This is a genomic window from Arthrobacter sp. 01T419 (assembly GCF_056398865.1).
On sequence record NZ_JBFTQF010000015.1, the window covers coordinates 1 to 25,750 of the forward strand.

The 25,750-nt window shown below is 61.8% G+C and carries 25 protein-coding genes; 11 read left to right on the forward strand and 14 right to left on the reverse strand.

The window, feature by feature from the left end; all coding sequences use genetic code 11:
* Nucleotides 1–332 precede the first annotated feature (332 nt).
* Complete coding sequence (locus AC1DLO_RS17985) at nucleotides 333–797, forward strand: DUF4383 domain-containing protein (RefSeq protein ID WP_476891108.1); 465 nt, start codon at nucleotides 333–335, stop codon at nucleotides 795–797.
* 155 nt (nucleotides 798–952) lie between these two features.
* Here AC1DLO_RS17985 and AC1DLO_RS17990 read toward each other — a convergent pair whose 3' ends face one another.
* The 4 genes from AC1DLO_RS17990 to AC1DLO_RS18005 form a co-directional block, all read right to left on the reverse strand.
* Entirely contained in the window at nucleotides 953–1,687 is a 735-nt protein-coding gene (locus tag AC1DLO_RS17990) for a maleylpyruvate isomerase family mycothiol-dependent enzyme (protein ID WP_476891109.1), read from the reverse strand.
* Nucleotides 1,687–2,514 (reverse strand): fumarylacetoacetate hydrolase family protein, encoded by an 828-nt coding sequence (locus AC1DLO_RS17995; RefSeq protein ID WP_476891110.1) that lies wholly within the window; start codon nucleotides 2,512–2,514, stop codon nucleotides 1,687–1,689. The genes AC1DLO_RS17990 and AC1DLO_RS17995 overlap by 1 nt, the downstream gene beginning before the upstream one ends.
* Nucleotides 2,511–3,671: a cupin domain-containing protein gene (locus AC1DLO_RS18000; protein WP_476891111.1), complete on the reverse strand. Its 1,161-nt coding sequence runs from the start codon at nucleotides 3,669–3,671 to the stop codon at nucleotides 2,511–2,513. The genes AC1DLO_RS17995 and AC1DLO_RS18000 overlap by 4 nt, the downstream gene beginning before the upstream one ends.
* A gap of 170 nt (nucleotides 3,672–3,841) precedes the next feature.
* Entirely contained in the window at nucleotides 3,842–4,642 is an 801-nt protein-coding gene (locus AC1DLO_RS18005; protein WP_476891112.1) for an IclR family transcriptional regulator, read from the reverse strand.
* A gap of 47 nt (nucleotides 4,643–4,689) precedes the next feature.
* Here AC1DLO_RS18005 and AC1DLO_RS18010 point away from each other — a divergent pair, with 47 nt between their 5' ends.
* The 4 genes from AC1DLO_RS18010 (at nucleotide 4,690) to AC1DLO_RS18025 (ending at nucleotide 9,055) form a co-directional block, all read left to right on the forward strand.
* A complete protein-coding gene (locus tag AC1DLO_RS18010) occupies nucleotides 4,690–5,997 on the forward strand; it encodes an MFS transporter (protein ID WP_476891113.1) in 1,308 nt (435 codons plus the stop codon).
* Nucleotides 5,990–7,255 carry an FAD-dependent oxidoreductase gene (locus AC1DLO_RS18015; RefSeq protein ID WP_476891114.1) on the forward strand — a complete coding sequence of 422 codons (1,266 nt, stop codon included), beginning with the start codon at nucleotides 5,990–5,992 and terminating at the stop codon, nucleotides 7,253–7,255. The genes AC1DLO_RS18010 and AC1DLO_RS18015 overlap by 8 nt, the downstream gene beginning before the upstream one ends.
* Nucleotides 7,256–7,364: 109 nt before the next feature.
* The gene (locus AC1DLO_RS18020; protein ID WP_476891115.1) at nucleotides 7,365–8,804 is read left to right on the forward strand and encodes a flotillin family protein; all 1,440 of its coding nucleotides are present in this window, start codon (nucleotides 7,365–7,367) and stop codon (nucleotides 8,802–8,804) included.
* A gap of 8 nt (nucleotides 8,805–8,812) precedes the next feature.
* Nucleotides 8,813–9,055 carry a hypothetical protein gene (locus AC1DLO_RS18025; RefSeq protein ID WP_184736644.1) on the forward strand — a complete coding sequence of 81 codons (243 nt, stop codon included), beginning with the start codon at nucleotides 8,813–8,815 and terminating at the stop codon, nucleotides 9,053–9,055.
* A gap of 38 nt (nucleotides 9,056–9,093) precedes the next feature.
* Here the strand turns inward: AC1DLO_RS18025 and AC1DLO_RS18030 are convergent, their stop codons facing one another.
* On the reverse strand, nucleotides 9,094–10,977 hold the full coding sequence (locus AC1DLO_RS18030) for a polysaccharide deacetylase family protein (RefSeq protein WP_476891116.1): 1,884 nt from the start codon (nucleotides 10,975–10,977) through the stop codon (nucleotides 9,094–9,096).
* 299 nt (nucleotides 10,978–11,276) lie between these two features.
* Here AC1DLO_RS18030 and AC1DLO_RS18035 point away from each other — a divergent pair, with 299 nt between their 5' ends.
* From AC1DLO_RS18035 to AC1DLO_RS18055, 5 genes are all read left to right on the forward strand, one after another.
* Complete coding sequence (locus AC1DLO_RS18035; RefSeq protein WP_476891117.1) at nucleotides 11,277–12,506, forward strand: glycosyltransferase family 4 protein; 1,230 nt, start codon at nucleotides 11,277–11,279, stop codon at nucleotides 12,504–12,506.
* Nucleotides 12,503–13,942, forward strand: a complete 1,440-nt coding sequence (locus AC1DLO_RS18040) for a UDP-glucose dehydrogenase family protein (RefSeq protein WP_476891118.1) — start codon at nucleotides 12,503–12,505, stop codon at nucleotides 13,940–13,942. Before AC1DLO_RS18035 ends, AC1DLO_RS18040 begins: the two co-directional genes overlap by 4 nt.
* Before the next feature lie 220 nt (nucleotides 13,943–14,162).
* Complete coding sequence (locus tag AC1DLO_RS18045) at nucleotides 14,163–14,447, forward strand: hypothetical protein (protein WP_476891119.1); 285 nt, start codon at nucleotides 14,163–14,165, stop codon at nucleotides 14,445–14,447.
* Nucleotides 14,444–14,671, forward strand: coding sequence for a hypothetical protein (locus tag AC1DLO_RS18050; RefSeq protein ID WP_476891120.1), 228 nt, complete (start codon nucleotides 14,444–14,446; stop codon nucleotides 14,669–14,671). Before AC1DLO_RS18045 ends, AC1DLO_RS18050 begins: the two co-directional genes overlap by 4 nt.
* Nucleotides 14,672–15,504: 833 nt before the next feature.
* Complete coding sequence (locus tag AC1DLO_RS18055; protein WP_476891121.1) at nucleotides 15,505–15,849, forward strand: NTF2 fold immunity protein; 345 nt, start codon at nucleotides 15,505–15,507, stop codon at nucleotides 15,847–15,849.
* A 23-nt stretch (nucleotides 15,850–15,872) separates the two neighbouring features.
* On the opposite strand, the gene AC1DLO_RS18060 is transcribed toward AC1DLO_RS18055, so the two are convergent.
* From AC1DLO_RS18060 to AC1DLO_RS18100, 9 genes are all read right to left on the reverse strand, one after another.
* Nucleotides 15,873–16,370 carry a DUF7507 domain-containing protein gene (locus AC1DLO_RS18060; protein WP_476891122.1) on the reverse strand — a complete coding sequence of 166 codons (498 nt, stop codon included), beginning with the start codon at nucleotides 16,368–16,370 and terminating at the stop codon, nucleotides 15,873–15,875.
* A 54-nt stretch (nucleotides 16,371–16,424) separates the two neighbouring features.
* On the reverse strand, nucleotides 16,425–17,078 hold the full coding sequence (locus AC1DLO_RS18065) for a signal peptidase I (protein ID WP_476891123.1): 654 nt from the start codon (nucleotides 17,076–17,078) through the stop codon (nucleotides 16,425–16,427).
* Entirely contained in the window at nucleotides 17,075–17,734 is a 660-nt protein-coding gene (locus AC1DLO_RS18070; protein ID WP_476891124.1) for a hypothetical protein, read from the reverse strand. The genes AC1DLO_RS18065 and AC1DLO_RS18070 overlap by 4 nt, the downstream gene beginning before the upstream one ends.
* A gap of 11 nt (nucleotides 17,735–17,745) precedes the next feature.
* Complete coding sequence (locus AC1DLO_RS18075) at nucleotides 17,746–19,035, reverse strand: RCC1 domain-containing protein (RefSeq protein ID WP_476891125.1); 1,290 nt, start codon at nucleotides 19,033–19,035, stop codon at nucleotides 17,746–17,748.
* On the reverse strand, nucleotides 19,028–19,651 hold the full coding sequence (locus AC1DLO_RS18080; RefSeq protein WP_476891126.1) for an LPXTG cell wall anchor domain-containing protein: 624 nt from the start codon (nucleotides 19,649–19,651) through the stop codon (nucleotides 19,028–19,030). The genes AC1DLO_RS18075 and AC1DLO_RS18080 overlap by 8 nt, the downstream gene beginning before the upstream one ends.
* Nucleotides 19,648–20,247, reverse strand: coding sequence for a hypothetical protein (locus AC1DLO_RS18085; RefSeq protein WP_476891127.1), 600 nt, complete (start codon nucleotides 20,245–20,247; stop codon nucleotides 19,648–19,650). Before AC1DLO_RS18085 ends, AC1DLO_RS18080 begins: the two co-directional genes overlap by 4 nt.
* Entirely contained in the window at nucleotides 20,244–20,861 is a 618-nt protein-coding gene (locus AC1DLO_RS18090; protein ID WP_184736668.1) for a hypothetical protein, read from the reverse strand. Before AC1DLO_RS18090 ends, AC1DLO_RS18085 begins: the two co-directional genes overlap by 4 nt.
* A gap of 99 nt (nucleotides 20,862–20,960) precedes the next feature.
* The gene (locus AC1DLO_RS18095; protein ID WP_476891128.1) at nucleotides 20,961–21,581 is read right to left on the reverse strand and encodes a hypothetical protein; all 621 of its coding nucleotides are present in this window, start codon (nucleotides 21,579–21,581) and stop codon (nucleotides 20,961–20,963) included.
* A 233-nt stretch (nucleotides 21,582–21,814) separates the two neighbouring features.
* Nucleotides 21,815–24,139 carry a helix-turn-helix transcriptional regulator gene (locus AC1DLO_RS18100; RefSeq protein ID WP_476891129.1) on the reverse strand — a complete coding sequence of 775 codons (2,325 nt, stop codon included), beginning with the start codon at nucleotides 24,137–24,139 and terminating at the stop codon, nucleotides 21,815–21,817.
* 903 nt (nucleotides 24,140–25,042) lie between these two features.
* On the opposite strand from AC1DLO_RS18100, the gene AC1DLO_RS18105 reads away from it, so the two are divergent.
* Entirely contained in the window at nucleotides 25,043–25,717 is a 675-nt protein-coding gene (locus AC1DLO_RS18105; RefSeq protein WP_476891130.1) for a hypothetical protein, read from the forward strand.
* Nucleotides 25,718–25,750 lie beyond the last annotated feature (33 nt).

The following is a 25,750-nucleotide window of genomic DNA, read 5'->3' on the forward strand; positions in this document are numbered from 1 at the left end:
GAGCGAGCAACCGCTCCGCAAGCTCCTTCTGATCGATGATCTCTCCCGTCACAGGATCGATCATCACCCCTGTCATTGCGGTCGTGGACTCTGACACGGCCGTCTCCTTTCGGATCAGGCCGGACCTCACACACCGTTATTCAGACAGTCCCCGCCGCCGTCGTACAAGTGCAGGAGGGTCGCCCGAAAAGCCCATACGAGTGAGCGAGCATCGGGGAAAAGCGCCCCAAAGGTGAGCGAGCGTCGGGCGGCGGGGCCGGCCGGTCCAAGCGCTTTTTGGATAATGCAGACGTAAAATTGGAGTGTTCGCAATAGGTGGATGGAGGGCATAAATGACTACCGCAACCCCACATGCACATGGTGTTCACTTTGGACGGACGGACATCCAGAACATCGGCATGGGTGTAGGTATTCTGATGGCGCTGGTGGGCCTTCTCGGATTCATTCCGGGCATCACCATGCGGTACGGGGAATTGCAGTTCTTCGGGCCAAATTCGCACGCAATGCTCCTGGGTGTGTTCCAAGTGTCCCTGCTGCTCAACATTGTGCAGCTCGCCATCGGTGGAACCAGCTGGGCAATGTCCCGCACGGGCGGCCATAGCGCACGTAATATCCTGATGAGCTTCGGGGCCTTGTACATCGTGTTCAGCGTGTACGGGTTGAGTGTCGGGGTTGATTCGGCGGCCAACTTCCTGTCGCTGAACACTCTCGACAACTGGACGTTCATGGTTCTGGGCATTCTGATGGCTGCCGCGGGCTGGATGTTTTCACGGCATCTGGCCGACGACGCAAAATAGCCCTATTCAAAGCCCGGATTGAGTTAGCCCGGGATTACAGGAGCCGCCAATGGGTAGGATCTATAGCTAAATCTGAATAGTCATACAAGCGGTTGGTGCAGTTCTTCCGGTGAAGATGCCAGGAGCTGTGCCAACCTTCTTTGTGCCCGACGCCGTCAGATCCACTTGGGTGCCGGCGGCACCGGTCCAGCGCCAGCCCTCACCACGCCGCCAGTCCCGCGCCCGGTGGCCCATTGGACGACGCCGGGTAGCGGCCCGGTGATCACGACGGCGGCGTCCGGGTCCCCGAAGACCAGGCCGGTGCCGGCGACTCTGACCAGCAACCCGGCATCGGTGCCGCGTGTGGACCAAGCGGACGTGATGTCGCGCAGCAGCCGTTCCAGAACGGGCGCCGGGATATCGGCGAAGGCCGCCCCGTTGTCCAGGTCGACGGCGTGAACCCAGACCTCGCGCGAACGCATCCAAACCGTTTCCGATGCCCGGACGTCCCTGCCCTGTATGGTCCGGACGGTGTGCTCCCAGGCGTCGTCGGGCAGGTCGCGCCATTCCACGCTGAGGTGCACGGCGGAGTGGTCGAAGAGGTTCCGCAGCGCGATGGGAGAAAGGGTGGCGCCGAAGGAAATCTCCCCATCCCGCACCGCGACGGAGGCATACATGGGCGTCTCCACCCCGGTCGCGGCCCACTCGACCAAACGGGCGATCGCACGGGCGTTGTAGCCGATGTGTGCTACAACGTGGCGGCGAGTCCAGCTYGGCAGCAGCGAACCGCCGTCGAGCTCTGCATCGCTGAGTTCGTTGAGCTTGCGGGCGAAGAACGCGGTCCCGCGCCGGGCCTGCAGGAGCTGTTGCTGCAGGCCCGGGTCTGTGGTGAGGTCGCGGCGGGCGGCCATCAGGCTTCCTTGACCACGCGGTTGTTCAGCTGGCCCAGGCCTTCGATGGTGGTGACCAGGAGCTGGCCTTCCTGCAGGTACCGCTTGGGGTTCTGGGCGTGGCCCACGCCGCCGGGCGTGCCGGTCGCGATGACGTCGCCCGGGTTCAGCGTGATGATCGTGGAGATGTAGGAGACCAGGAATTCCGGGGTGAACACGAGGTCCCCGGTGGGGGTCTGCTGCTGGATCTCGCCGTCCACCGCGGAAGTCATGAGCGGGCCTGCGGTGAATTCGTCCTTGGTGACCAGGGCCGGCCCGAACGGCGTCGACTTCTCCCAGGTCTTGCCTTGCAGCCACTGGACGGTGCGGAACTGGTAGTCGCGCATGCTGATGTCGTTCAGCACGGCGTACCCGGCGATGTGGTCGGCCGCGTCGGCTTCGCTGATGCGCCGGCCCTTCTTGCCGATCACGACGGCGAGCTCGGCCTCCCAGTCCACCGTGTCCGATTCCTGCGGCAACGCGAGGTCGTCGTTGGGACCAATCAGCGATTCCTGGTACTTCGCGAACAGGGTGGGGTACTCGGGGATTTCCCGGCCCATTTCCTTGATGTGGTTGCGGTAGTTGTGCCCGACGCAGATGATCTTCCCCGGTGAGGGCACGACGGCGGCGAGGTCCGCGCCGTCGTACGCGTGGGTTGCGCCGTTGGCCGCCTCCGCGATGTTCACCCAATCGGGGTCCTGCAGGAGGGCCCCGACATCGGAGAAGCCGTCGATCTCGGTCAGGGTGTTCCCGTCCTGGCGGACAGCCGTCGTCGTTCCGGCGGAAGTGCGGAGGGTGAGGAGTCTCATTTGGTGCGTCCTTCGATGTACGTGCGGTTGAAGTTCAGTCGTTCGAAAATGGGGGCGTCGCTGAAGCGGAACAGGTCAAACTCCGTTTGAGAGTCAGCCTCCGCCTGCAGCGACCACAAAGCCCAGGAGGGGACCACGAACAAGTCGCCCTTCTCCAGGAACTTCGTTTCCCCGTTCAACACCACGGTGCCGCGTCCTTCGAAGACCTGCCAGACGCTCGAACCGACTTCACGCAGCGGCTCGGTGGAGGCGCCGGCGCGGAGGCGGTGGAATTCGGCGCGGATGGTGGGCATCACGTCCCCGCCGGTGGTCGGGTTCGAATACCGGATGGCGGCGTGGCCCTGAGACACGGTGGCGGGGTGGCCCTCGTCTTCGAGGAGCAACTGTTCGCGGAGGGCTGCGTCGGTGTGTTCCCAACGGTAGGCCGCGATGGGCGAGTTGGTGGTGTCGTCCAGCCCGGAAAGCGGCCGGAGGCCCGGGTGGGCCCAGAGCCGCTCGGAGCGGGAGATGTCCGGGGTGGCCTCGTCCGTGACCCGCTCCGTGCCGAATTCGAAGAACCCGGCGTCGGCGTAGTGCACGAACGGGATGTCTAGGCCGTCGATCCACGCCATCGGCTGATCGGTGTCGTTGTGGTGGCCGTGGAAGTTCCAGCCTGGAGTCAACAGGAAATCACCGCGGCGCATCGCCACCGGATCCCCGTTCACGACGGTCCAGACGCCTTCGCCCTCGACGACGAAACGGAAGGCGTTCTGCGAGTGGCGGTGCTCCGGGGCCGTTTCATGCGCGCCCAGATACTGGATCGCGGCCCACAGCGTCGGGGTCGCATACGGGGTGCCAGCCAGGCCGGGGTTGGCCAGGGCGATGGCCCGGCGTTCCCCGCCGCGGCCCACGGGCACCAGGTCCCCGGCACGCGCAGCCAACGGGTACAGATCGTTCCAGCGCCACACGTGCGGCACGGCCTTCGGGGACGGAACCATCGGCATCAGGTCCGCGATCTCCGTCCAGAGCGGAATCAAGTTCCCGGCGTCGAAGTCGCGGTACAGCTGCTCCAGCTGGGCCGATTCCTCGGGCGTCGGTTCCGGAGCCGCGTGCGCAGTGCCAGCGGAATGATCGGTGGCAACTGATTCATGTGTTGTGCTATCGGCGCTGATGGACACAGGGGCCTCCTCGGGGGTACAGGACAGTTTTGGCGTACTCCAGACCCTAGGGAAGCCCCCAAGTGATCTCCAGCATATTCTGCTAGACAGAATACGCTGGCCCAACTGACTAGCAGTAGGTGTCGTTATGGGCCCTCAAAACGACATCAACTGCGAGTCAGTTGGGTGGGTTACAGCTCGGGCTCCGCCGGATTGGCCGCAATATCTATCTCCAATTGGCGTTGGGTTTCCCGCAAGATGCCCACTAGTCCGCCGTCGAAGAGCCTTCGAAACCTTGCCACCGGAGTCGCGACGCTCAGGGCACCCACCGCAACGCCGTGCTTGTTGTGGAGGGCCACCCCCAAGGCGCTGATCCCTTCCTCGGTGCCCTCGAAATTCGCGGCGAATCCGTTGCTCCGGATCGTCTCGAGCTCGCGGAGGAAAGCCGGATATTCGGCGTCGGGAATATTGTCCCCGCCGATCTCCGCATTGTGGCTGCGGAACAACTGCTCAATCATGGCGGGCTCCAGTTCGGCCAGCAGCGCCTTGCCGCCGGAGGCCTTGTTCGCGGGCAGTACGGTTCCCTGCCTGTCTCCTACCCGCAGGGCGTTGGTCCCCTCCACCGTGGCAAGGAACCTCACCTTTGTCCCCACGCGAACCATGAGATTGACAGTTTCGTTGATCCGGCCGCTCAGGAGTTCCATGTGCGGCTGAGCCACGGTGCGCAGCAAGCGGGTCCAACTGAGGCCGGCCGGACCAACCCCCATGGCCGGTCCGGGAACGTACCGGCGGGTCTCGTCCTGGACGGCGAACCCTCGGTACACCAGCATGGCCAGCAGCCGATGGGCGGTGGAGGGAGCAACACCCAACTCCTCGGCGGCATCCTTGAGCCGAAGACTACCGCCGTCGCGCAAGAGCTGGAGGAGTTGCAGGGCGTTGTCCACGGCCTCGATGGAGTAGGCCGGTTTCTTGCGGGCTGGAAGATTCTGCACCACAGAATTCTATTGGCCCTGGCAAGCCGCGGCCACACAGTGGTGGGATGAATCACATACCTTCCGCTGCAGCGCCGGAGCGGACCCAACGGCACCACTTTCCCGAAGCCACCAGCCGGTTCTCCAGGCGTTCCGCAGCTGCGGTACTCGTCTGCTGGTTGCTGGTGGTTTTCGACGGCTATGACCTCATCGTCTACGGCACCGTGCAATCGTCCCTCATTACCGACACAGGCTGGGGGCTCACCAAAGCCACGGCCGGCACGGTCGGTTCGATGGCGTTCCTCGGCATGATGATCGGAGCCATCTTCGCCGGCAGGATCTCGGACAGCTGGGGCCGCCGCCGGACCATCATCGCCTGTGCCGCACTGTTTTCGCTCTTCACCATCCTGTGCGCCTTCGCCCCAAACGCGTTCGTCTTCGGCGGTTTGCGCTTGCTGGCCGGCATCGGCCTAGGCGGACTTGTTCCCTCGGCAAATGCCTTGGTCGCGGAACTGGTCCCGGCCAAATGGCGGTCCACGATTGCCACGCTGATGATGTCCGGAGTGCCGATCGGCGGCTCGATTGCCGCGTTGGCGGGCATCCCCCTGATTCCAGCTTTCGGCTGGCCAGTCATGTTCCTTGTCGCCGCTGTGGCCCTGCTCGTGGTGGTTCCGCTGGCCATGCGCTTCCTCCCGGAGACGCTGCGTGAGATGCAGCCGCCCGCAAAGGAGGCGAAACAAACCGTGGGTTTCAGGTCACTGCTTCGTGCACCGCACCTCGGGATGAGCCTCCTGTTCGCGATCTCCACCCTCGTCACCCTCTTTGCCTGGTACGGCCTGGGCACCTGGCTGCCGAACTTGATGCAATTGGCCGGTTACAACCTCGGATCGGCACTGACGTTCGCCCTGGCACTCAACCTTGGCGCCGTCGTCGGTTCGGTAGCCACCGCTTGGGCGGGTACCCGTTTCGGTCCGGTCCCGACGGCGATAGCGGCAGCCGCCGTCGCCGCCGTCGCGCTTGCCGTGCTGGTTATGGGCCCGCCAGTGGTGCTCGTTTACCTCATGCTGGTGTTGGCCGGGGTAGGCACGCACGGAACGCAATGCCTCATCATCGCGGCAGTGGCCAGCCACTACCCCGCACACCTCAGGGGCACCGCACTCGGCTGGGCTCTCGGCGTCGGCCGCATTGGCGCGGTGGCCGCACCCCAGGTAGGCGGGCTGCTGCTGGCGGCCGGGCTGGGCGTCAACTCGAACTTCCTGGCATTTGCCGGGGCCGCCGCCGTCGCGGCCATCCTGCTCGCCGCCATCGGCACCAAAATCAAGACCGCCAACATCGATTCCAAAAACACCATGTCTGTAGGAGCTAGCAATGTCTGACCGCAATCCGTCCACTGAAGTACTCGTCGTCGGCGGAGGAATGGCCGGCCTGGCCGGTGCTCTGGCCCTCCGTGCCAACGGCGCCGAGGTGACCCTGGTCGAACGGGCCCCCGAATTCGGCGAGGTCGGGGCGGGCCTGCAGATGGCCCCCAACGCGTCCCGTGTCCTGAAGCGTTGGGGCCTCTTGGAGAAGGCGTTGGAAATCGGAGTCCGGCCGAAGCACTTGGTGTTCCGCGACGCCCTGACCGGTGAGGAGCTCACGCGCCAGACCCTCGGGGCCGAATTCGAAGAACGGTACGGTGCGCCGTACGTCGTGATCCACCGCAGTGACCTGCACCAGATCCTGTTGGAGGCCTGCCAGGACGCCGGCGTCCGCTTGGTGAACGACGTCGTCGTGGAGGACGTGAGGACCGTCAACGCGCGCGGCGTAGCACACACCGCGAACGGCGACGTCTACGAGGCCGACGTCGTGATCGGCGCCGACGGCCTCAAGTCCACGCTCCGTGCCAGCGTCGTGCAGGACGGCCCAGTGTCGTCGTCGTACGTCGCCTATCGCGGAACCGTTCCTATCACGGCGGACACCCCGGCGGCCGATCTCGAAGACGTCATCGTCTACCTTGGCCCGGACTGCCACCTGGTGCAGTACCCGCTCCGCAAGGGCGAACTGCTCAACACGGTGGCCGTTTTCAAGTCGCCGTCGTTCGAGCGCGGGGAAGAGCAATACGGTGGCGTGGACGAACTCGCGGCCGCTTACAAGGACTGCATTCCGGCAGTGCAGGCAGCGCTGCAGAACCTTGCAACCGGTATCCGCTGGCCCATGTACGATCGCGATCCCATCGAGAACTGGATCGACGGTCGTCTGGTTTTGATGGGCGACGCCGCCCACCCCATGCTCCAGTACTTGGCCCAGGGAGCCTGCCAAGCGCTTGAAGACGCAGCTGTGCTTCAGGACTCCACCGTCGGTTCAGTGTTCACCGACGACGGCGTGGACACCGCTGCCTGGGACCGCGCCATCAGCGACTTCAACTTAGCCCGGGCTGCCCGCACGGCCCGTGTCCAGCGCACGGCCCGTGTCTGGGGCGAGTCCTGGCACGTGTCCGGCGTCGCGCGCGTCTTACGTAACCTGCTGTTCAAGAGCCGCAAGGACGGCGACTTCCAGTACAACGACTGGCTTTACGGACAAGCGGCCGACGGCGTCCCGGCAGTCCCAGCGGAAGCTGCGGAGAGGATTGAGTCGCTAGCGGGAACGCACGCTTAGGAGCATCCGTTGTGTCAATTGTAAGTAAACAAATTGCTGGACTCCTGGAGCAGACCGAAGCAGACTGACTACACGAGCCGCTTGGGTGCTTGCCGTTGAAAGGACAGTCATGTTCGACCTCGTTGCTTATCTCCCCATTCTTGTCACCGTATTGGGGATAGTTGTCGCCGTCGCCGTCATCAGGCTTCTCATCAAAATGATGTGGAAGGTGGCTGAACCAAACGAGGCACTCATCATTTCCGGCCTGACCCGGGGAAGTGTGGACACCAGGGACGGAATGGATTTCAAAATCGTCACCGGTAAGGGTGCCTTGGTGGTTCCAGGGCTCCAAACCGTGAGGACTTTGTCCCTGACACTGAATGAAACGGAGCTTCAGGTCAACTGTGTGACCTCGCAAGGTATCCAGGTGATTGTGGAGGGCGTGGTTATTTACAAGATCGGTGACGCTGCGCCTTTCATTGCGAACGCCGCGAGGAGGTTTCTCGGCCAGCAGCCCAAAATGGAAAGCCAGGTCTACAACGTTTTTGAAGGGCACTTACGCTCGATCATTGGCAGCATGACCATGGAAGAGATCATCCGCGAGCGCGACAAACTCGCTTCGCTTGTCCGCAGCGCGAGCGGCATAGAAATGGAAAAGCTCGGCCTGGTGGTTGATTCCCTCCAAATAAAGGACCTCCAGGACCCCACGGGCTACATCCAAAACCTGGCGAAACCGCACATTGCGCAGGTCAAAATGGAGGCCCGCATCGCCGAAGCCACCAGGAACCGCGAGGCAGCCGAGAAGGAAGCCGAGGCAGCTGCCCAGATCGCGGACGCCCAGAGCCTTTCGGCGATCAAGCAATCAGCGGCCCAAGCCAATGCCGAGACCGCCAGGGCCAACGCCGCCCAGGCAGGTCCGTTGGCCGACGCCACGGCACGCCAGCAAGTGGTGGTCCAGGAAACCGAGGTGGCAAAGCTGGAGGCGGACCGCGAGGAGCAGAAGCTCCAGACGTCCATCCGCAAGCCCGCAGACGCCAAGGCCTACGCCCAGCGCACCGAGGCAGAAGCCCAAAAGGCTGCCGACATCAGCGCGTCCGAGGCGCGCGCCCGGCGTACAGAACTCGAAGCCCAGGCGAACGCCCGCAAGGTGGAAGTCGAAGCGCAAGCCAACGCCACCGCTGCGGCCGCGATTGCGGGAGCAACCAAGATCACCGGCGAGGCCGAGGCGGCAGCCACCAAAGCCCGCGGTGATGCCGCAGCCTCCGCCATCAAGGCCAAGTCCTTGGCGGAAGCCGACGGCATCAAGGCGCGCGCTGAAGCACTCGGAACCAACCAAGAGGCCGTTATCTCCCAGCAGCTTGCAGAGAACATGCCCGCGATCGTCGCGGCCGCGGCTGAACCATTTGCCCATGTGGGGCAACTGACGGTCCTTAATGGCGGCGAAGGGCTCAACAGCATGGTGGGAGGAATCCTGTCCCAGGTGGGCAACTTCCTGCCATCGATCACAGCTGCCCTCAAGAACGGGCAGGTACCTCCCAAGCGGGCGCCCACCAAAGCCCCTGATGCGTAGCGAAACCGATGCACAAAGAGGTTGATCGGAGCCTGACCGGCAAGATTGGGCGGGTTACGGGGCGAATCGGGCCAGGCACCGTGGGGGAAGTCATGCTGCCGTTCCACGGCGGCACGAGCGCCTTCCATGCGTATCCCTTCGACAAGACCAGTGTTTTCAACGTTGGTGATGAAGTGCTTGTCATCTACTACGAACCACCCGGGACAGTATTCGTTGACGAGCTGCCAGACGTACTGAGGGCGGCTAAATAGATAGCCGCCCTCAGCGTTCGTTTCAGATGTTCAGTTGCTCACCCCAGTGGCGGGGCTCCCACGCTGTCATACATCGCGTAGTCGTCCGTGATGAGGGTTCCGTTGTTGAACAGGCTCAGCCCGAAACTGATGGCAGTGGCCCCCGCGGGGAGTGCCGGCGTCGTGAGGCTGGCCTGCGTGTAGGTGCTCGTGGCTGGCAGCCACGGTCCGGAGGTCCAGTACACCCAGTTGCCGGAGGCGTCGCGGTAGTACAGCGCGAACTGCGTGACTGCGGTTGACGTGTACCACGCCCGAAGCGAGTAGGTATGTCCCGCTACGGCCGCAGGTGGGCAAGTACTGGTGTCCAGGGTCGGAAGCAGTTTCGCGTCACCACTGGAGTAGCCCGTGATGGTGAGCTTCTCCGCTTTGGTGCCGGTGTGGGCAGTAGCTACGGTGCTGAACACGGCCGTGTTGGTACCGAATCCACCTGCCTGCCAGCACTGCGGGAAGGCGCCCGCTCCTGCCGTTTCAAGGCTGGGGTTTTGCACGAGGTTGGACCCAGCTGGCGGTGGTGGCGGAGGCGGTGGAGGGTTGCCGACGTCGAACATCTCGTAGTCGTCCGTGGTCAGCGTGCCGTTGCTGAACAGGTTCAACCCGAAGCTGATGCCGCTGGCGCCGGCCGGAAGGGCCGGAGTGGTCCAGGTGGCCTTCTGATAGGTTGTAGCGGCCGCGAACCACGGGCTGGAAGTCCAATACGTCCATGAACCGAGTCCAGTGCGGTAATACAGCTCGAACTGGGTATTGGTGGTGGACTTGTACCAGGCACCCAGCGAATAGGTGTGTCCCGCAGTGGCCGTTGGAGAACAACCACCCAGGTCCAGGGTCGGCAACAGTTTCGCGTCACCGTCCACATATCCGCTGACGACCAACCGTTCGGCGACGTTCCCCGTGTGCCCGGGCCTAACTGTGGAGAAGGTAGGCGTGTTCGTGCCGTAGCCTCCGGCTGCCCAACATTGCGGCGCGCCGTTCACCAAAGTTTCGAGACTCGGGTTCTTGACCAGGTTTCCGGTGCCCTGCGGCGGGGCCGGCGGCCCTGAAACCAGCGGTTTGACGGTGCCGCCGATCACTTGGGCCACCGTCTTGACGCTCGTGGTTGCAGGGCGGGCCTTGAGCCACGTGGCGAACTGGTTGAACAGAGTCGGCGTGATGTTCAGCGCGTCAGTGCTGGTGGCTGAAATGTGGTGGAAGGTCAATTGCACCCATCCGCCTGCGGGTTCGGCCTGCGTGACAGATTTCTGCAGGTCGGCAAGCGTCCAGGTTTTGTCCACCTCGTCCGGGGCAGCCGTGTTATACGGGTTCGCGGGCGGAATGGTCTCCGCGAGGGCACAGCCGTTGCAGCTGAACCGCGTCTTGATGTCCCCAAGGTTGCGAGCACTATTGAAGCCGCAGTTCTTCACTATGGTCTCAAGAGAAGCGTTCTCAGCGGCAAAGGGATAGGCGAAGTCGGTGACTGTGAAGCCCCAATTGCTGAGGTTGACTCTGTCATTGCAGATCTGCCGAGCGGCCTCATCCGACGTCACGGTGGTCAGATCCGGGTGGGTCACGGTGTGGCCGGCAATCTCATTGCCGTTCGCCACCAGACCCTGCATGTCCGCCACGGTCATGTACCCCGGGTTGTTAACGAATCCGGAAGGAGTGAAGAAGGTACCCACCAGGCCCAAGCTCTGCAGGGTCTGCGCGGCGGTGAGTTGATCTGCATTTGCATCATCGAAAGTCAGGGTTACGACGGTGGGATTGGCAGCCAGGGCTGCAGGGGCGGTGACGCCGGCGGTAAAGCCGGCGCATGCAAGTACCACCACAACGGTGGAGAACCAGGTAAACCATTTGCCCCGGATCGTCCCTCTAAACGTCCGGTGCTGGTCATTACGGTTGAAGAGTTTCATAAGGTCTGGCTCGATTCTAGGCAGCGGCCTGGCCGGACATGCGGGCGGCGGGGTGATAACAGGACAAGCCCCAGTCATGGCCACGAAGTTCACTATGGCCTCACCGTAATTCGGGCCCGTAGCGGCGGATAAGAGTAAGTCCTACCCGTCTTTCAGCTCCGTAATTACTTAGATTGGCGCATTTTCCGTCGCTCAAGGCCCTCCACTCGGGAAAGCAACATCAATTTGTTAACCAAACCTTCCCCCCAGCGTCACGCCCATTCCCCCGCTTCGCCAACCGCCGAGCACACCGTGGAGGGGTGAGGATCGCTATCGTTGCCGAATCATTCCTGCCGCTCATGAACGGGGTCACCCACTCCATCCTGCGGGTGCTGGAGCATCTGCAAGAGCGCGGCGACGAAGTGATGGTGATTGCGCCGTCGACGTCGGACACTGCTGTCTCGGACGTCGTGAACGGCGCATTTGTCCACCGTCTCCCCTCCGTGCCGCTGGCCGGATACACAAATGTGCGGGTGGCGTTGGGCGGTGTGAGCCGGGTCAAGAGAATCCTTGCCGACTACGCACCGGACGTCGTCCACCTCGCATCCCCTTTCGTCCTCGGTTGGCGGGCTGTGCAGGCCGCGCACCAGCTCGGCATCCCCACGGTGGCCATCTACCAAACCGAGGTCCCCAGCTACGCCGCGCGGTATGGCGTGCCCATCCTGGAAAACTGGGCATGGAACCGGGTGGACAACATCCATCTCCTTGCAGACCGCACATTGGTCCCGTCCACGTTCGCGCTCAACCAGTTGCGCGGCCGCGGGATCTTGAGGGTGGGCATGTGGCGGCGCGGTGTGGATACCGCGCGGTTCTCCCCCGCCAAGCGCTCGACGGCGTGGCGAGCCTCCGTGGCGCCCGACGGCGAGCGCATCATCGGCTATGTTGGCCGGCTCGCGGTGGAAAAGCAGGTGGAAGATCTTGCCGTGCTGGCCGACCTGCCGGGAGCCAAGGTGGTCGTCGTGGGCGACGGTCCGCAACGCGCGGCCCTCGAAGCAGCGCTGCCAAACGCAGTCTTCACGGGGTTCCTGGGCGGCGACGAACTGGCCCAGGTTGTTGCGGGCTTTGATCTCTTCGTCCATCCTGGCGAGTTCGAAACGTTCTGCCAGACCATCCAGGAGGCCATGGCATCGGGTGTTCCCGTTGTGGCCACCGGCCGGGGCGGTCCCCTCGACCTCGTGGAAAACTCGCGTACCGGTTGGCTCTACGAGCCGGGTGACCTTGCCCAGTTGCGCGGCTACGTGCAGGATCTGGTGGGCGACGACGCCAAGCGCCGCGCGTTCGGAAAGGCAGCATTCGCATCGGTCCAAGGACGGACGTGGCCGGTGTTGAGTGCCCAACTCGTACAGCACTACGAGGCCGTGATCGCCGGTGATGTTCTGGTTGAGCCGGCCGTTGCGCATGTCCATCCGGCCGAGCTTCAGGCGGCTGAGCTTCAGGCGGCCGAGCCCGCCATCGTTTCCGTGACTTCCAGTAAAGGACTCTCAGCATGAAAATCTCCGTTGTCGGCTGCGGCTACCTTGGCGCAGTACATGCCGCGACGCTCGCGTCGATGGGCCACACCGTGGTGGGCATCGACGTCGACGCCCAGAAGGTTGCCCACCTGAACAAGGGTTTCGCGCCTTTCCACGAACCCGGCCTCGATGAACTTCTGCGGGATGGCTTCGCCACCAAACGGCTCACGTTTTCCACTGATTTTGCTGATGCCGCCGACGCCCAGACGCACTTCCTCTGCGTGGGCACCCCGCAGTCGAAGACGTCGGACATGGCGGACCTCTCCTACGTGATCGCAGCGACGAAGAGCCTCCTCCCCCATCTGGCGAGGGGCGCCGCCGTCGTGGGCAAATCCACCGTCCCTGTGGGAACGGTGGACATGCTCCGCGGCATCCTTGCCCGCAGGCCGGACATCCTGCTCGGCTGGAACCCCGAGTTCCTTCGCCAGGGGACGGCTGTGAAGGATTCGTTGGTACCCGATCGCTTGGTGTACGGCGTGCCGGGCGGCAAGGATTCTGGCGCCGGTGCCCCGGTAACAGCCGTGCTCGACGCCGTGTACGAACCGCTGGTTTCCGCCGGTATCCCGCGGCTGGTCTGCAACTTTGCGACGGCCGAGCTCATCAAGTCCGCTTCCAATGCCTATCTCGCCACGAAGCTGAGCTTCATCAACGCCATGGCTGAACTCTGCGACGCCTCGGGTGCCGATGTCACTGAACTCAGCGAGGCAATGGGCCTGGATCCGCGCATCGGCAACCGGTATCTCCACGCTGGCCTGGGTTTCGGCGGCGGCTGCTTGCCGAAGGACATTCGCTCGTTCCGGGCACAGGCACAAGCGCTGTCCGTGCCTTCCCTTGATGAGTGGATGGGGGTGGTCGATTCCATCAATCTGGGCCAGCGCGCCCGCGCCGTGGACGTCGCCCGTGAAATGTGCAAGGGCTTCCTGTCCGGCCGCACCGTCACGGTGCTGGGCGCGGCCTTCAAACCGGACACCGACGACATCCGTGACTCCCCCGCCCTCGACGTCGCACTCCAGCTCGCAGCGGCCGGTGCCCATGTGACCGTGACCGACCCCAAGGCCATCAACAACGCATGGATGCGCTACCCGCAGCTCCGCTTCGAAGCGTCCACGACCCGCGCGCTGGAAGACGCTGAGTTGGTGCTGCTGCTGACCGAATGGGATGAGTACCGCACTCTCTCACCCGCCGCTGTCGGTTCGCTCGTACGACGCCGGATGGTGCTGGACGCGCGGAACGTCTTGGACGCTGGGGTATGGAAAGCGCAAGGCTGGACTGTTCGCGGGCTCGGAACCGGCTCCTCCGCTCAGCCTGCGGAGACCGTTGCCGACGCAAAGCCGCCTGTCCTCCCCGCCGAACCGGTCAACACGAGGCCGTTCATCGTGGGCTCGCCTACCAAGGCGACGTCAACGCGTCGGTGACCTTCTCCGCCGCACACCTAGACCGGCCCCCACGTCCACCTAGATCCAGCAATTTCACCCCTAAAAGACCGCTCAGGCACACTGGTTTTGCCCTGATCAACACCTAGACGCCCTATTTCATCGAGACAATCTGAACGGTGGATGGCTCTTCTTAAGACAGAGTCGCCGTTCTTCAAGGCCAGGTCTGCGTTGGCCGATCGTCTCGAGAGAAGGGGTTGGAGTGGAATCAGCAACGACGCGAGCAGCTGGGCTTCACGCCGGGACTGCGGCTGCGGTGGCTTCGGTTGGAATCTTCGGCGCAAGCCTGGCCGTTTCATCGATGGTGGGATCGGCCGGTATCCCTGAAGCAGCGGCATCCCAGATCAGGAGAGCCATCGACGTCGGAGGCTGGGCACTTGTTGTCCTCGGCGCTGTGTTCGGGGCCGGAATCACCAGCGCCTTGATCACAACAGTCCGGAACCTCCTCTTCCGCGCTTGCCCGACACAATCAGTCGCCGCCTCATGACAGCTCATCTCCACGGGCTTCTTCTGCGGGTCCGCTGCTTCCCGAAGGCCGCGATATTCGCTGTCGCTGAATTGTCTCACGCAGCGGCACTTGGCCCGGAGATCGGCGTCCCATTCCAGCGACCGACGTCGGTAATAGCCTCCGTCTGCGCGCCCGGCCTGGCGGTCCTCACCATTGTGGCGTTCATGGACTCGATCCGCCGGAAGCTTCCCGAGGAAGCGTAGCCGAGAAAAGTGGCTGAGTAGTTTCCATCCGCACACCCAATTCATGGATCAAGACCACTCAATGCGAGGTAGTCCACCACCTATCGGGTGATTGCAGACCTTACGGTGCTTCTACTCGTTCCCGCGTCCTGCTCAATGCAGTGGTTGCAGAAAGGAAGGAGTTGCAGATAGGAGGACTCATGCTTACGGACGAACCCGGAAGACGGCACGATGCCGTGGCGTTGGGCGCCGAGAGTCATTGGCACCGCCGGACGAATCGGTACCCCGGATGCTCCTGCCCCGAATGGCGCTATCACCCCCTCTATCCAAAGCCCACGGATCCTGATTGCAGCGAACACGGAATGAACCAGGCATGAGGTTCAACGCGCGAGATTCAACATCACCGAATCAATGGGCGGCCGGCCACGCTCAGCGCGGCCGGCCGTCGACTCTGTCGGGTCTCAGACGACAGAGGTCCGTGCCTGCAGCTGCTGGGGCTGACAGTGGCACGCCATCGTGAGGGGTAGCCCCTCCCTCAAAAGGCTATGGCCCGGAAAGTCCACTGAGTGTTGATCTCACTGAAAATGAGCGGTGCAAACCTGGCAGATTAGGTGTTGGGGGCCAGAGAAGGCTCTCAACACCTAATCCGCTGATCTTTGCCACTCAATCGAATGAATATGAACACCTAGAACCGGCCGCCACGCCTACCGTAATTCTTAGTTTCGACCGGAAACGCGGAAAGGTATTCGGAAATTGATGTCCATAGATGTTCGCAGTGAGTCAAATGGCCCAGCGGTGAAGGCGTTTGTCGAATTCGTCGATGCCATGCACGCTTGGGGACAAGGAACTATTCGGTGATCGCGCCCTTGCTAGAGAAGCGGAAGGTCGCGATGAAGGAAGTGGATGATGCGAGAGGCGAGCTCGCGAGAATCTTCGAGAAGCACTTGGTTCCCGGTAGGTGCGACCGTCGACGAATGGATTCCAACGGGATAGGGTATCCGCCCACGTACGATGCTGACCGTGATGTCATCAAATTGGAAAAGGCACTGTCCGGCGAAGTGACATTCCGGTACGTGCAGGCAACCCGGCCCAAATCGAAATTGCGGTTCACCGTGAAGCGGGTTGCCGATGGATGGCGTGTGCACAATGGCGAGATCTTCGACGCGAGGCGCTCGAAATGGCTCACATTCGTGGTCTAGCCGAAAGGCCCAGCCGGGGAGCGTCAGGAGGCGTCAAGCCGCGACGTTCCCAGGCTATACATCCCACCAACGTGCCCTGGACTCAGATGGACTATCGCATCGCATTCGTCCCAAACGCTGCCCGACGCGGAGCTGGCCTTCACTTGCATGGCACTGACGATCTCCCCACCGTGCACGACGTCCTCTTCCCGGACAACGTAGCTCAAATGAAGCTCCGTGCTTTCACCCGGCGCTAGGGAATCTGCGATCGTCCCGGGACCTTCCGGCGCGTTGTCGTAAGCGAGATTCTCCAAGTTCGCGTTGGTGAACGAACGCCGGATGAGGGAAACCCCTGTCAGGTACTCCCGCGAGTCATTGAGGATCCATGCTGTGTAGGAGATGGTTTCCCCAACTGCGGCTGTAAAGCGGTCGGCGAAGTGGATCAACGCGATCGACGGCTCGCCGACTCCATGTGATTTGCTCCGCTTCCCATTGGCGGACGAGCCAGCACGTTGGGCAATCCAGTTGCGGATGCGTTCCATGACTCTCCTAACGTTCTCCCGCACCGATTTCACCCCCGAACCCGCCATGTGGGATTAGCTTCTGGTCTCGTCCGATATCTGGTCCTCGCCCTCGTCTGTCATAGCAGTCGCCCGTCGACGCCCAGCCGGTCTATTCGTCAATCGGGCAGGGTCCAGGATGAACAGCGCAATGAGGGCCAGGCCGGCCCCGATGGCTATAACAGTTCCGTTCCTGGATTGAAGGAACTCGGCTAGGTATCCAAGAGCAACGACGTGCCACACGTACTTGCCCGCAGTCTTGACCTTGTAGGGCTCCGGATCCTCTTTGGAGTTGGCGTCTCCCTTGAGGGTGTATTCGTAAGTGCCCGGTGCGGTCTCAACTGACTTAACCAGGCGGTGTGTGACCAGTCCAAGGTTCCGCGGTCGGTCCACCGTGACGACGGTGCCCTCCTGGATTTCCCCTGCGGCTGTTTGGGCTGAGAAAACCACCGATCCGACGGGAATAGTTGGTTCCATGGAGCCGGAGACGACTACCAGAGGTCGGACACCAAAAAGGAGTGAGACTCCGAACGTGAGGATGGACGCGACCCCGAGAATGGCCCCCAGGGTCAGCACGGTGGAGCGGAACGCCCCATAGATCCGCATCGCGGGGTGCATCCGGGTTTTCGCTTGGGCCGCCTCGTCCACGGTCACTTCTTCGGCTTCCCAAACACCGTCTGGGAGAGTCACGGCGCAGCAGAAACAGCGTCGAATCGAACAGCAATTGCTGTCTGACCGCCGTTGTAGTTCTCGACTCCGGGGCCGTCCACATACTTGATGGTGAGATTCAACTTCTTCAGGGAACCATCGGCAGCCGGACTGAATTGATCTCCCTGCTTAAGGACAGCACCCCATCGCGGCTCGAGAACTCCTAGGGCTCCCTTAGCCTGATCCCATGTGACGTCGGTGAAGATGACTTTGTTGGCCTCATCCGTCGCGCTAAACCTAAGGAACGGCAGGATATTGGGTACCCCGGCAGAAACCCTCCCGTCTCCGTTCCGGAGCGCGATCTGGAAGCTCGTGTCCGCCTTGAGGTTCGACGTGTTATTGAACACGGGAATGGTAGTTGCCACTGACTTGCCGGGCACAAGGTCCGTTGCACCGGAAACTGCCCAATCGAAGCCACCGTCTTTGTCTGCCTGCTCCACGGTGCCGTTGTCCCGCACCACTCCGATATCAAACCGAGGGGATTCAACCAGGCTCTCGCCAACGAAATTCAGCCGGGCGAAATCTGTTGCGGCGGCACTGGTCCCGGCGACCGTGGCTGCCGCGAGGACGCCCGCCGCAAGCACCAGCTTGAAGCGGCCGGCACGCGGAATGGTCCATCCCTGCAGGATTCGATTCATTGTCAGCTTCCTCATTTCGCCACGATTCCGAGATTCCACGAGACCAACCGGTTTGTAGAAAAATGTCCAATGGGCAGTCCGATCGATCCTTGAGGGTTGTATCCACGGCCCCAGAACGTCCCATCGGATTTCTGCCAGAGGTAGAAGCCTTGACCGGATCCGTACTGGACCACATTGCTGTCGATCCGGGTCGGCATCTGGGGGAACTTGCCGTAGTCGTCACTGGCCCCGTAGCCCCAAAGCTCTCCCGCCTTGTTCATCATGGCAACCCCCGTAAAGCCGAACTGCATGGAGGAGATGTTGGACAACGTGGGCACGACGCCGGGAGTACGTGGTGTAAGTGTCGGTCCCCTGCCGGTTCGGGTCGAGTCCGAGCCCCAACTGACTACCTGACCGTTGGACAGAAGCGCCGCACCCATGCCGATTCCGCCGTCGACGGCTACGACGTACGGCGCGCCGGGGGCGACGTTGCGCTGGAACCACGGGGAAAGCGGGGCAAGCAAGCGGGGGTTGGCGTCTGTGTTCTGGAGTCCTGACGGGAGGCTGTTTCCGCCGATGCCGCCCCAGTAATACACGTCCCCGTTCTCCAAGATCACAAAGAAGTTGGTGTACGCGCCTTTAAGGTAGACCGGGCGGTTGCCAGCAACAGAGGGATCGGGAAGGCCCGCGAGCTGACTTGCTCCCACGCTGGCGTTTCCGCCGTAGCCGGTTGGATATCCCCAGTGCCAGATGGTGCCATCGCTGCGTATTCCGGCACCGGCATACTCAGTCGACGAGATCTTGATGATCTTGTCCAGAATCGGGCCGGGGCCGTTCCATGCGCTATTGATCCGGACTTGCTTCGCATTGCCGTTGGGTTTGGCAGCGTCCGTGCCGTCGCGGAAGTTGTATGATCCCCATCCCCATACGGTTCCGTCTTTATCGAGCGCGTTGGCGTTGTAGATCTGACCGGTCATCTGCCGCGCTATGCCCTCGGGAATGCCTGCAACCTTCTGTGGCGGTTTCTGCCACCCGGACGTGGGGACGTCTCCGTTGATCTCGTAGTACGTGAGTCCCCAAACGTAGACGTTTCCGTCATTTCCAAGGCCCAGGCCGGTGTCGACCATTCTGGCGTTCGCTATGCCCACCATGAACGGCGGCGCTGCGACGGCCGGTATGGCGTCCGAGCGGGCGTGGGTGCGGTCTTTGTACGCTGCACTGGTGGGAACCGTGGTTGCGGCCGATCCGAAAAGTGCGCTGAGGCCAAGGAGCCCGGTCGCGGCCAGGTACTCCCTGCGGCGAAGGAATGGAAGGTTACTCATGTGAGGAGTCCTTTCGACGAACGAGGACGAAGCCTAGGCCAAGGACAAGCAGCGCGACGGCCGCAATTCCTACGGGAAGCAGGTTGTTCATGCCGGTATTGGCCAGGTTTGGCCCGGAGATCGGCGAGACGGGCGTGACGGCAGGCTTATCGAGGCTGGTCACGAAACGGAACTTGAGGTTGCCGCTGGCGCCTTGATAAGAATTACCTGCTTCCCTGGGGAGCGTGACTGAGCCGACGAGGTCATAGGTCTTGCCGACTTGAAGTTCAGGCAGCTGCAGCGACTGGCCAAGCACCTTTCCTACCGGAACACGCTCGACGACGGTCACGCCGTCGGCCGCTTTTATGCTGAGTTCCATGGGTGTCGCCCCGGAAAACAGGACGTTTGATGCGCCCGTAATCTCGAGGCCAAGGGGCAACGCGGAATCAACCGAGTTGCTGACTGACATCTTCCAGGTCTGGGTCTCGCCTGGCGCTGGAGCGTCTATCGCAACGGACGTAGGAGTGGCGTTGATGAGGTCCGACGTGACTGCCGATGCTCCTACGGACTGCAAAAGGAGGAGCAGCCCGGCTCCCATCAGGGCGATCAACGTTCGGCCGCGACGCAGGGCGATCATTTGCTTTCTCCATTAGTGAGTACGCCAAGCTGTGTGGACTTGCCGGTTACCTGCGCTCCGCTATTCTTGGCGAGAACCACCGAGAGCTTGACGCGATGTTCTTGGCCCGGGGCCACGTCCTTGAAGATCAGGCCGGCCTGGTTCACTTGGGCCGCCGTCGCATTGTTGATGGCCGGTGTCGCTGAACCGTCAAGGTAGACCGAGAACACGAGGCTTTCGAAGAGGTCGCTGTTCTGGGGGTCCGGGTCGTAGACGGAGACAGAGAGATCTCCGATGATGCCGGGCTGCCGGTTCGCGACCGTCATGTCGAACTGCACTGCTTTGGTCTCCGAGAACTCGGTCCCGGAGGACAGTGGAAGCACCACGGCCGTTGCTTTTGTGTCGGCGTCGCGAAGGATCCCGCCAGCGTCTTTCACCGCGATATCAAATTTGTTCGGATTTCCGATACCGGAATTGGCGGCGCCGGTGCCAAGGTTGACGACGGCAAAGTCGGTGTACGCGGCCGCCGTCACGCCGACCCCGAGGACCAAAGCGGAGGCGCCGAGAGCGAGCGCGAATCGCTTCCGCCCGCTTGCCTTGAACGGACTCGTTCTCACAGGTTCACCGCCTCGAAATTGAATTGGATGTCGGTTGAGGCCTGCTGCCACCGGTTGTCCACCGAAGACGGCATCTCGATCCGAACATCCAGCAGCTTGTGTTCTCCTGAGCGCAGGGGATCCGGCCAACTGATGCTGCTTAGCCGATCTGCGGGGACTCGATCGAGCAGGACTTTGCCACCGTCTGCCACAGTGAAGACAAGCTGGTCAAAAAGTTCAAGGTACGTGCCGGTCACGGGATTCTTGGCATCACCGCGTGGTTGTGGATCCAGGATCTTGAGGCTCAGATGACCAGCGAGACGAGGGCTGTTATTTTTCGCGGCGATGCGCAGGTCAAGGGCGCTACCGGGCGCCATGGTGTAACCGCTGCCATCGCCAGTCAAAGCAACTCGAAACGCCTTGGGATTCGCTTGAACCCAATCGGAGTCTCTAGGCAGCCAGGAGCTGTCAGCTTTCCCCGTGGCCACGATGTCGAAGGTGTTTCGTGAGCCATCGATGTTGACGTCGACATCGGCGTAGTCCGTAAATGTGGCGGCCGTGATGAGCGCGCCCGCAGCAACCAAGGTCCCGGTTGCAAGCGCTACCCGCATTCGACCGCGGCGTTGAGTCCTCATACTGTTCTGTCCTTCATGGATCCAGCTTTTGGCTTGTTGAGGCAGGCGATGGGTGCTGGTGGAGGCTCATGGGGAACCTCCACCAGCGGTTCAAATCGACTACGGCTTGACGGAAGTCGCGTCGAAGTGTGCCTGAACGTATGAGATCAGGCCCTGCATCGCGTTGTTGGCCGCGGGGCTGCCCTGGTCAGGAAGGGTGACGCTCACGCCGAGGACTCCCTTGGCGCCCTTGGCGTAGGTACCCAGGTTGAGGGCATCCACCGAGGACTTCGGAACGTTGGTAACAAGCGCGGTACCATCCAGGGTGACCGTGTAGCGAAGGGCGGCATCCAGGGCGGGGCTGGACGTGTAGCCGGCCCGGTCCTTCAGGGAGAAGGAGATGCTGGCGCTGAGTTCAGGGCTCTCGTTGCGGAACGGGATGTCCACCGAGACGGTGTCGCCCGGGGTGATGAGGTCCGCACCGGGGATCTTGATGTTCACACCAGCAGCCGTGTTTGCTTCCTGCCACGTTCCTGCCACCGGGACGCCACTAGCGTTGGTGCCAACAACCTGGATGTTGAAGCGGTTGTTGCCGCCGAATCCTGAGTCATCCGTGCCGTTGCCGAGGTTGAGGTTGGCAAAGTCGGTGAACGAAGCCGCGGTCAGGAGCGCGGTCACTCCCAGGAGTGCGCCTCCTGCCAGGAAAGTGCGCTTGCGGCCCGAGCTAAGTTTTGTCTTCAAAATGGTTCCTTTCACGATAAGCCGACGCGTTGCCGGCTGGGTCGAGGGCAGTGCATCGGCAAAGGAACTAAAGCGCTTCCCCCATATACGCCGTGCAACCAAAAGGAGACTATGGTTGGCCGAAGCCCACTGAGTGGTGGAAAAGCCATTTTGAGTGGTGGAAACGGGCCTACTAGGTGTTTACAAAAAATCTCACAGACCCAGAGAGCGATCCCTCCAGCTGAAAGCCGCTTCTATCGGAAGGGAGACGAATCCCGGACAAGGTCAAAGAGGGCAGCGCGGGTCGGGCTTCCGGTCTTTCGGAGCGCGTTGGAAATGTGGTTTTCCACAGTCCTGATGCTGATTCCCAGATGCTCGGCGATCTCAGGGTTGGAACGATGACCGGCCAGGGCTGCTATCTCAATTTCCCGGACGGTCAGTGGCGAGTAGCTTCCGGAATTGAATGCCATGGGCTCATCTACCGACGGGAATCGAGTCGCGAAAATGGAGTACGCCCGGTCCATCTCGGCGGCTCCCACGGTGTCGTCCACAAAGGCATACCGCTTGAACGCACCTCGGAGCAGCATCCGTACCTGGTAAAGATCAGAGTCTGGCTCGTAATGCTTGAGAAGCACCTCAAGCAATTGGTGGTCTTCCTCCACCACCGCAGCTGCAATTGCTACAAGCTGATCGTGTGCGGTGAAGGCACGTTCCTTCAAGGTATGCCGGAGGAATTCGAGGACCTTGCGACCAGGGAGAAGGCAGGTGAAGAAGAGTGCGGAGTACGTCGCTTCCAGAACATAGCCGCGTTCCAACTGCCGCCGAATGAGGCGGGCGGCTTTCCTGTCGAACACAGCGGGGATGAGTGGGCGCCCGGCGACGAGTTCGTAGACTCCCTTTGCGGTTCCCGGGAGTGGGCCGATGTCTTCAGCCTCGCGCCGCGCCTGTGTTGCAAGCGTCGCGGTGGGCAATATCGCCGACGTCGCTGCCCTCAGTCCGGCGAGCCGCAACATGGCGTCGTGGAGGGAATCCACCAGGAAACCCGGCCGTCCCATGGCAAAGGCGCTGCCCATCAGGTATTCGGCCTCGTCGAAATGGCCGCTGTAGACAAGTGCCTGGGCAGCGACGTAGGTGTTTGACACCATCCCGAATTGATCCAGGTTGCGGCGAGCTTCTGCGCGTTGGTCGAGTGCAAAGACAATTGCCTCCTCGATCCTTCCGGAGCTGAACAATGCCAGTCCCCGGATGAACGGTTCGATGCGTGGAAAGCCCCTGAATCCGCCTGAGGAGTCGATGGCGTTGAGCGCCGCGGAAGGGTTGAGGCGGTAGAGTTCCAGCATCCCCCGGACGCAGGCTACGACTCCGCTCCCGGGATGGCGATCGTGTAGACGTGCCAAGGTGTCGTCGAGATTGTGCGGCATTCGGTCGTATGACGCCACAAGGAAGACTTCTACGGCTTCCGCCTCGGCCGACCATTCGGGGCGTTCCTTCCGAAAGCTGCTGAGGGTGTGCGCCGCATTATCCAGTCCCTTGCCTGAGTGGATCGCCCAAAGCGCTTTGGTAACTGCCAAGAAGAGGAGGTCGCACGTGTCTCCTTCCGAGCTCAAAGTCTGGGAAAGCACACGCTCAATTCTCGATGCGTCAATCGGCGAACCCCAGTACACGCTTAGCAGTGCCACGGCGTTCGATACCGATTTTTCGTCATCCCACAAGTCATAGCGGTGGCGTTCGAGAACCGAGACTTGCTCATGAAAATGGCGTGCCGCGGCCGCGTCGTCTGTACTCCGTTCAAGGCGCAACGCGGTCAGCACCCTCATCAGGGAATCGGCTGGCGTGACGTCCACATGGGGTTCCTGTGGCAAGGCGCTCAAGGTCCGGGTGATTCGATTCTTCAGGACCCGTCGGCTCGTCAGCACTCTTTGAGCACGGAAATAGTCGGCTAGCACCGGTGGGGTGATCGCAGCGCTGATGTTGGTGTCGGGATCATCCATGACCGAGATCAAACCGTGCTGTTCGAGCCTGTCCAAAACGTCAGCGGGGACTACTTGTTGCAGCACATCGATGGGCGCCGTGCCTGCGATGGCCATGGTCTGAAGGCCCGTGAGCTCGTCGGACTCGAGTCCTTCAAGGAGGGACTCCACGGTGCCGTGGAGGTGCTCATTCCACAGGGTGTCGCCTGTCATGTGCCATTGACCATCGCTCAGGGCAAGCAGATTACTGAGCGAGGCTGTTTCCGCGATCCTGGCCACGAGCCTGGGGTTCCCCGCCGATTTCGTGAGGATGCGGGCAGTAGTGTCAGCGTCCGCGGGTGCCCCCAAAACGTCGGTGATGAGCTCGCTCACGTGCTCATAGCGAAGCGGATTCAAGTGGACCCTGGCTTCAGGGCCAGGACTGAGAACGGCCGGGCGCCCCTTTGCGTAAAGGGAAGAGTCAGTCATTGTCACGATAATGGGTCGCTTCGTCCTGCGCCGGACGGCATCCAGGACCGCCAAGGTCTCGGTGTCGACGAATTCCAGGTCATCGACTACAAGCACACGCTCGCCCGGCCTGGCGAGTCGTCCTGCCAGTGTGTCAACCACACCCAACACGCCCAATTGACCTATTCGAATATCAAGTCCCAGACCGTATATTCCACCAAACGGTATTTCGCGATGTGAGCGAAGGGCCGAAATAGAGTAAACCGTAGCCCCGGTTTTCTCGAGATCGGCTATAGCCTTTTGCACGACGCTCGTACGGCCGCTTCCAGGCGCACCGACAATTCGAACCATCATGCCGCGAGCAACATAGTCCAGCGTTCGCCGAACTTCCTGTTCGAACACTCGCGATCCAACTTTCTCTGATGCGCTAATCCAGCACTCTCCGGCTCCTAGGAGGTGCATGTCCAGGTCATCCGGCGGCTTCCCGCCCAAGGATGGCCGTTTTGCCGGGTGGATTCCCATGCAAGCCGAGGAACCCCCAAGGCTCTTCCACGAGCCCCTTTCCCATGGGAACCATAGATTCCGAAACAGTCGTCTAGGTGGTCTGATGGCGAATCTCCGTGTGCCCAAGCAAGCGTCTAGGTACAGCGACCTGCGGTTTTGTTAGGCATCTGAGTGTGCTCCCGCGAAAACTAGGTGGTCCCCTGACTACTACGGAGACGGGGTTCGGCGATATCAGGTTCTTCATGGTTCTCCTGGTGGTGGTCTCTTGCTTGAACGCTACGGAGACTTCGTGACCACCTCTAGGTGGAATCTCGCGCATGTGGATATTTGTTCGAATCAAGATTTCTTCGATCGAAGATACATTCGATAATCAAATACGCCCCCGCCTCACCCAGGCCAAGTCAAGGGGCTTCTTCACTCATGTGAACAACTTCTTCTTTTCTCGCATTTCGGATGCTAGAATCTGCTGACATTTGCATCAAAACAATTTCATGGGGGCAATAAATGAATACTCGCGCGCCGAAAAATAACGAGACAGCAAATCACGCGCCGCATGACTTCTTGAAATCTCGGAAGGCAACCATTCGGCTCTTCGCGATCGTCGCGTCAGCGGCCGCAGCACTCTCGCTGACTGCATGCGGCGGAGCCGGCTCCACAATCTCGCACGCGGGCGCCACGCAGTCGGCTTCATCTTCAGCTTCAGCTTCGCCAACTCCCACTGCGACTCCTACCGCGCCGAAATCCGCGTCCTGCGTGACGGAGAACGCCACTGAGAACTACCCACCTAAGGAATTCATTTGCACGAAGTCCGACGCGGGAGTCCTGCTCTGGATGGAACGATCAGAGTCCAAGAAAGTAACGGACGCGCGTGCCGCAACGGCAGCAGCGGCGAAGGCTGCGGCAGAAAAGGCGGCGGCGGACAAAGCGGCGGCAGAAAAGGCGGCCGCAGACCAAGCAGCAGCAGACAGGGCTGCAGCCGACGCCGCTGCACAGGCAGCTGCCGCAAGGGCAGCTCAAGAAGCCGCAGCACAGGCGGCCGCCAAGCAAGCGGCTCCCGCAGCGCCGTCGGGCTGCGACCCCAACTATGCATGGGCGTGCGTTCCCATTGCTTCAGACGTCGACTGCGCGGGCGGGAAAGGCAATGGGCCCGCGTATGTGCGTGGGCCCGTCAAAGTTATCGGAACTGACATCTACGGCCTCGACAGCGACGGCGATGGTATCGGCTGCGAGAAATAGGCACAAAAAAGCAGGGCCGGTCATTGACCGGCC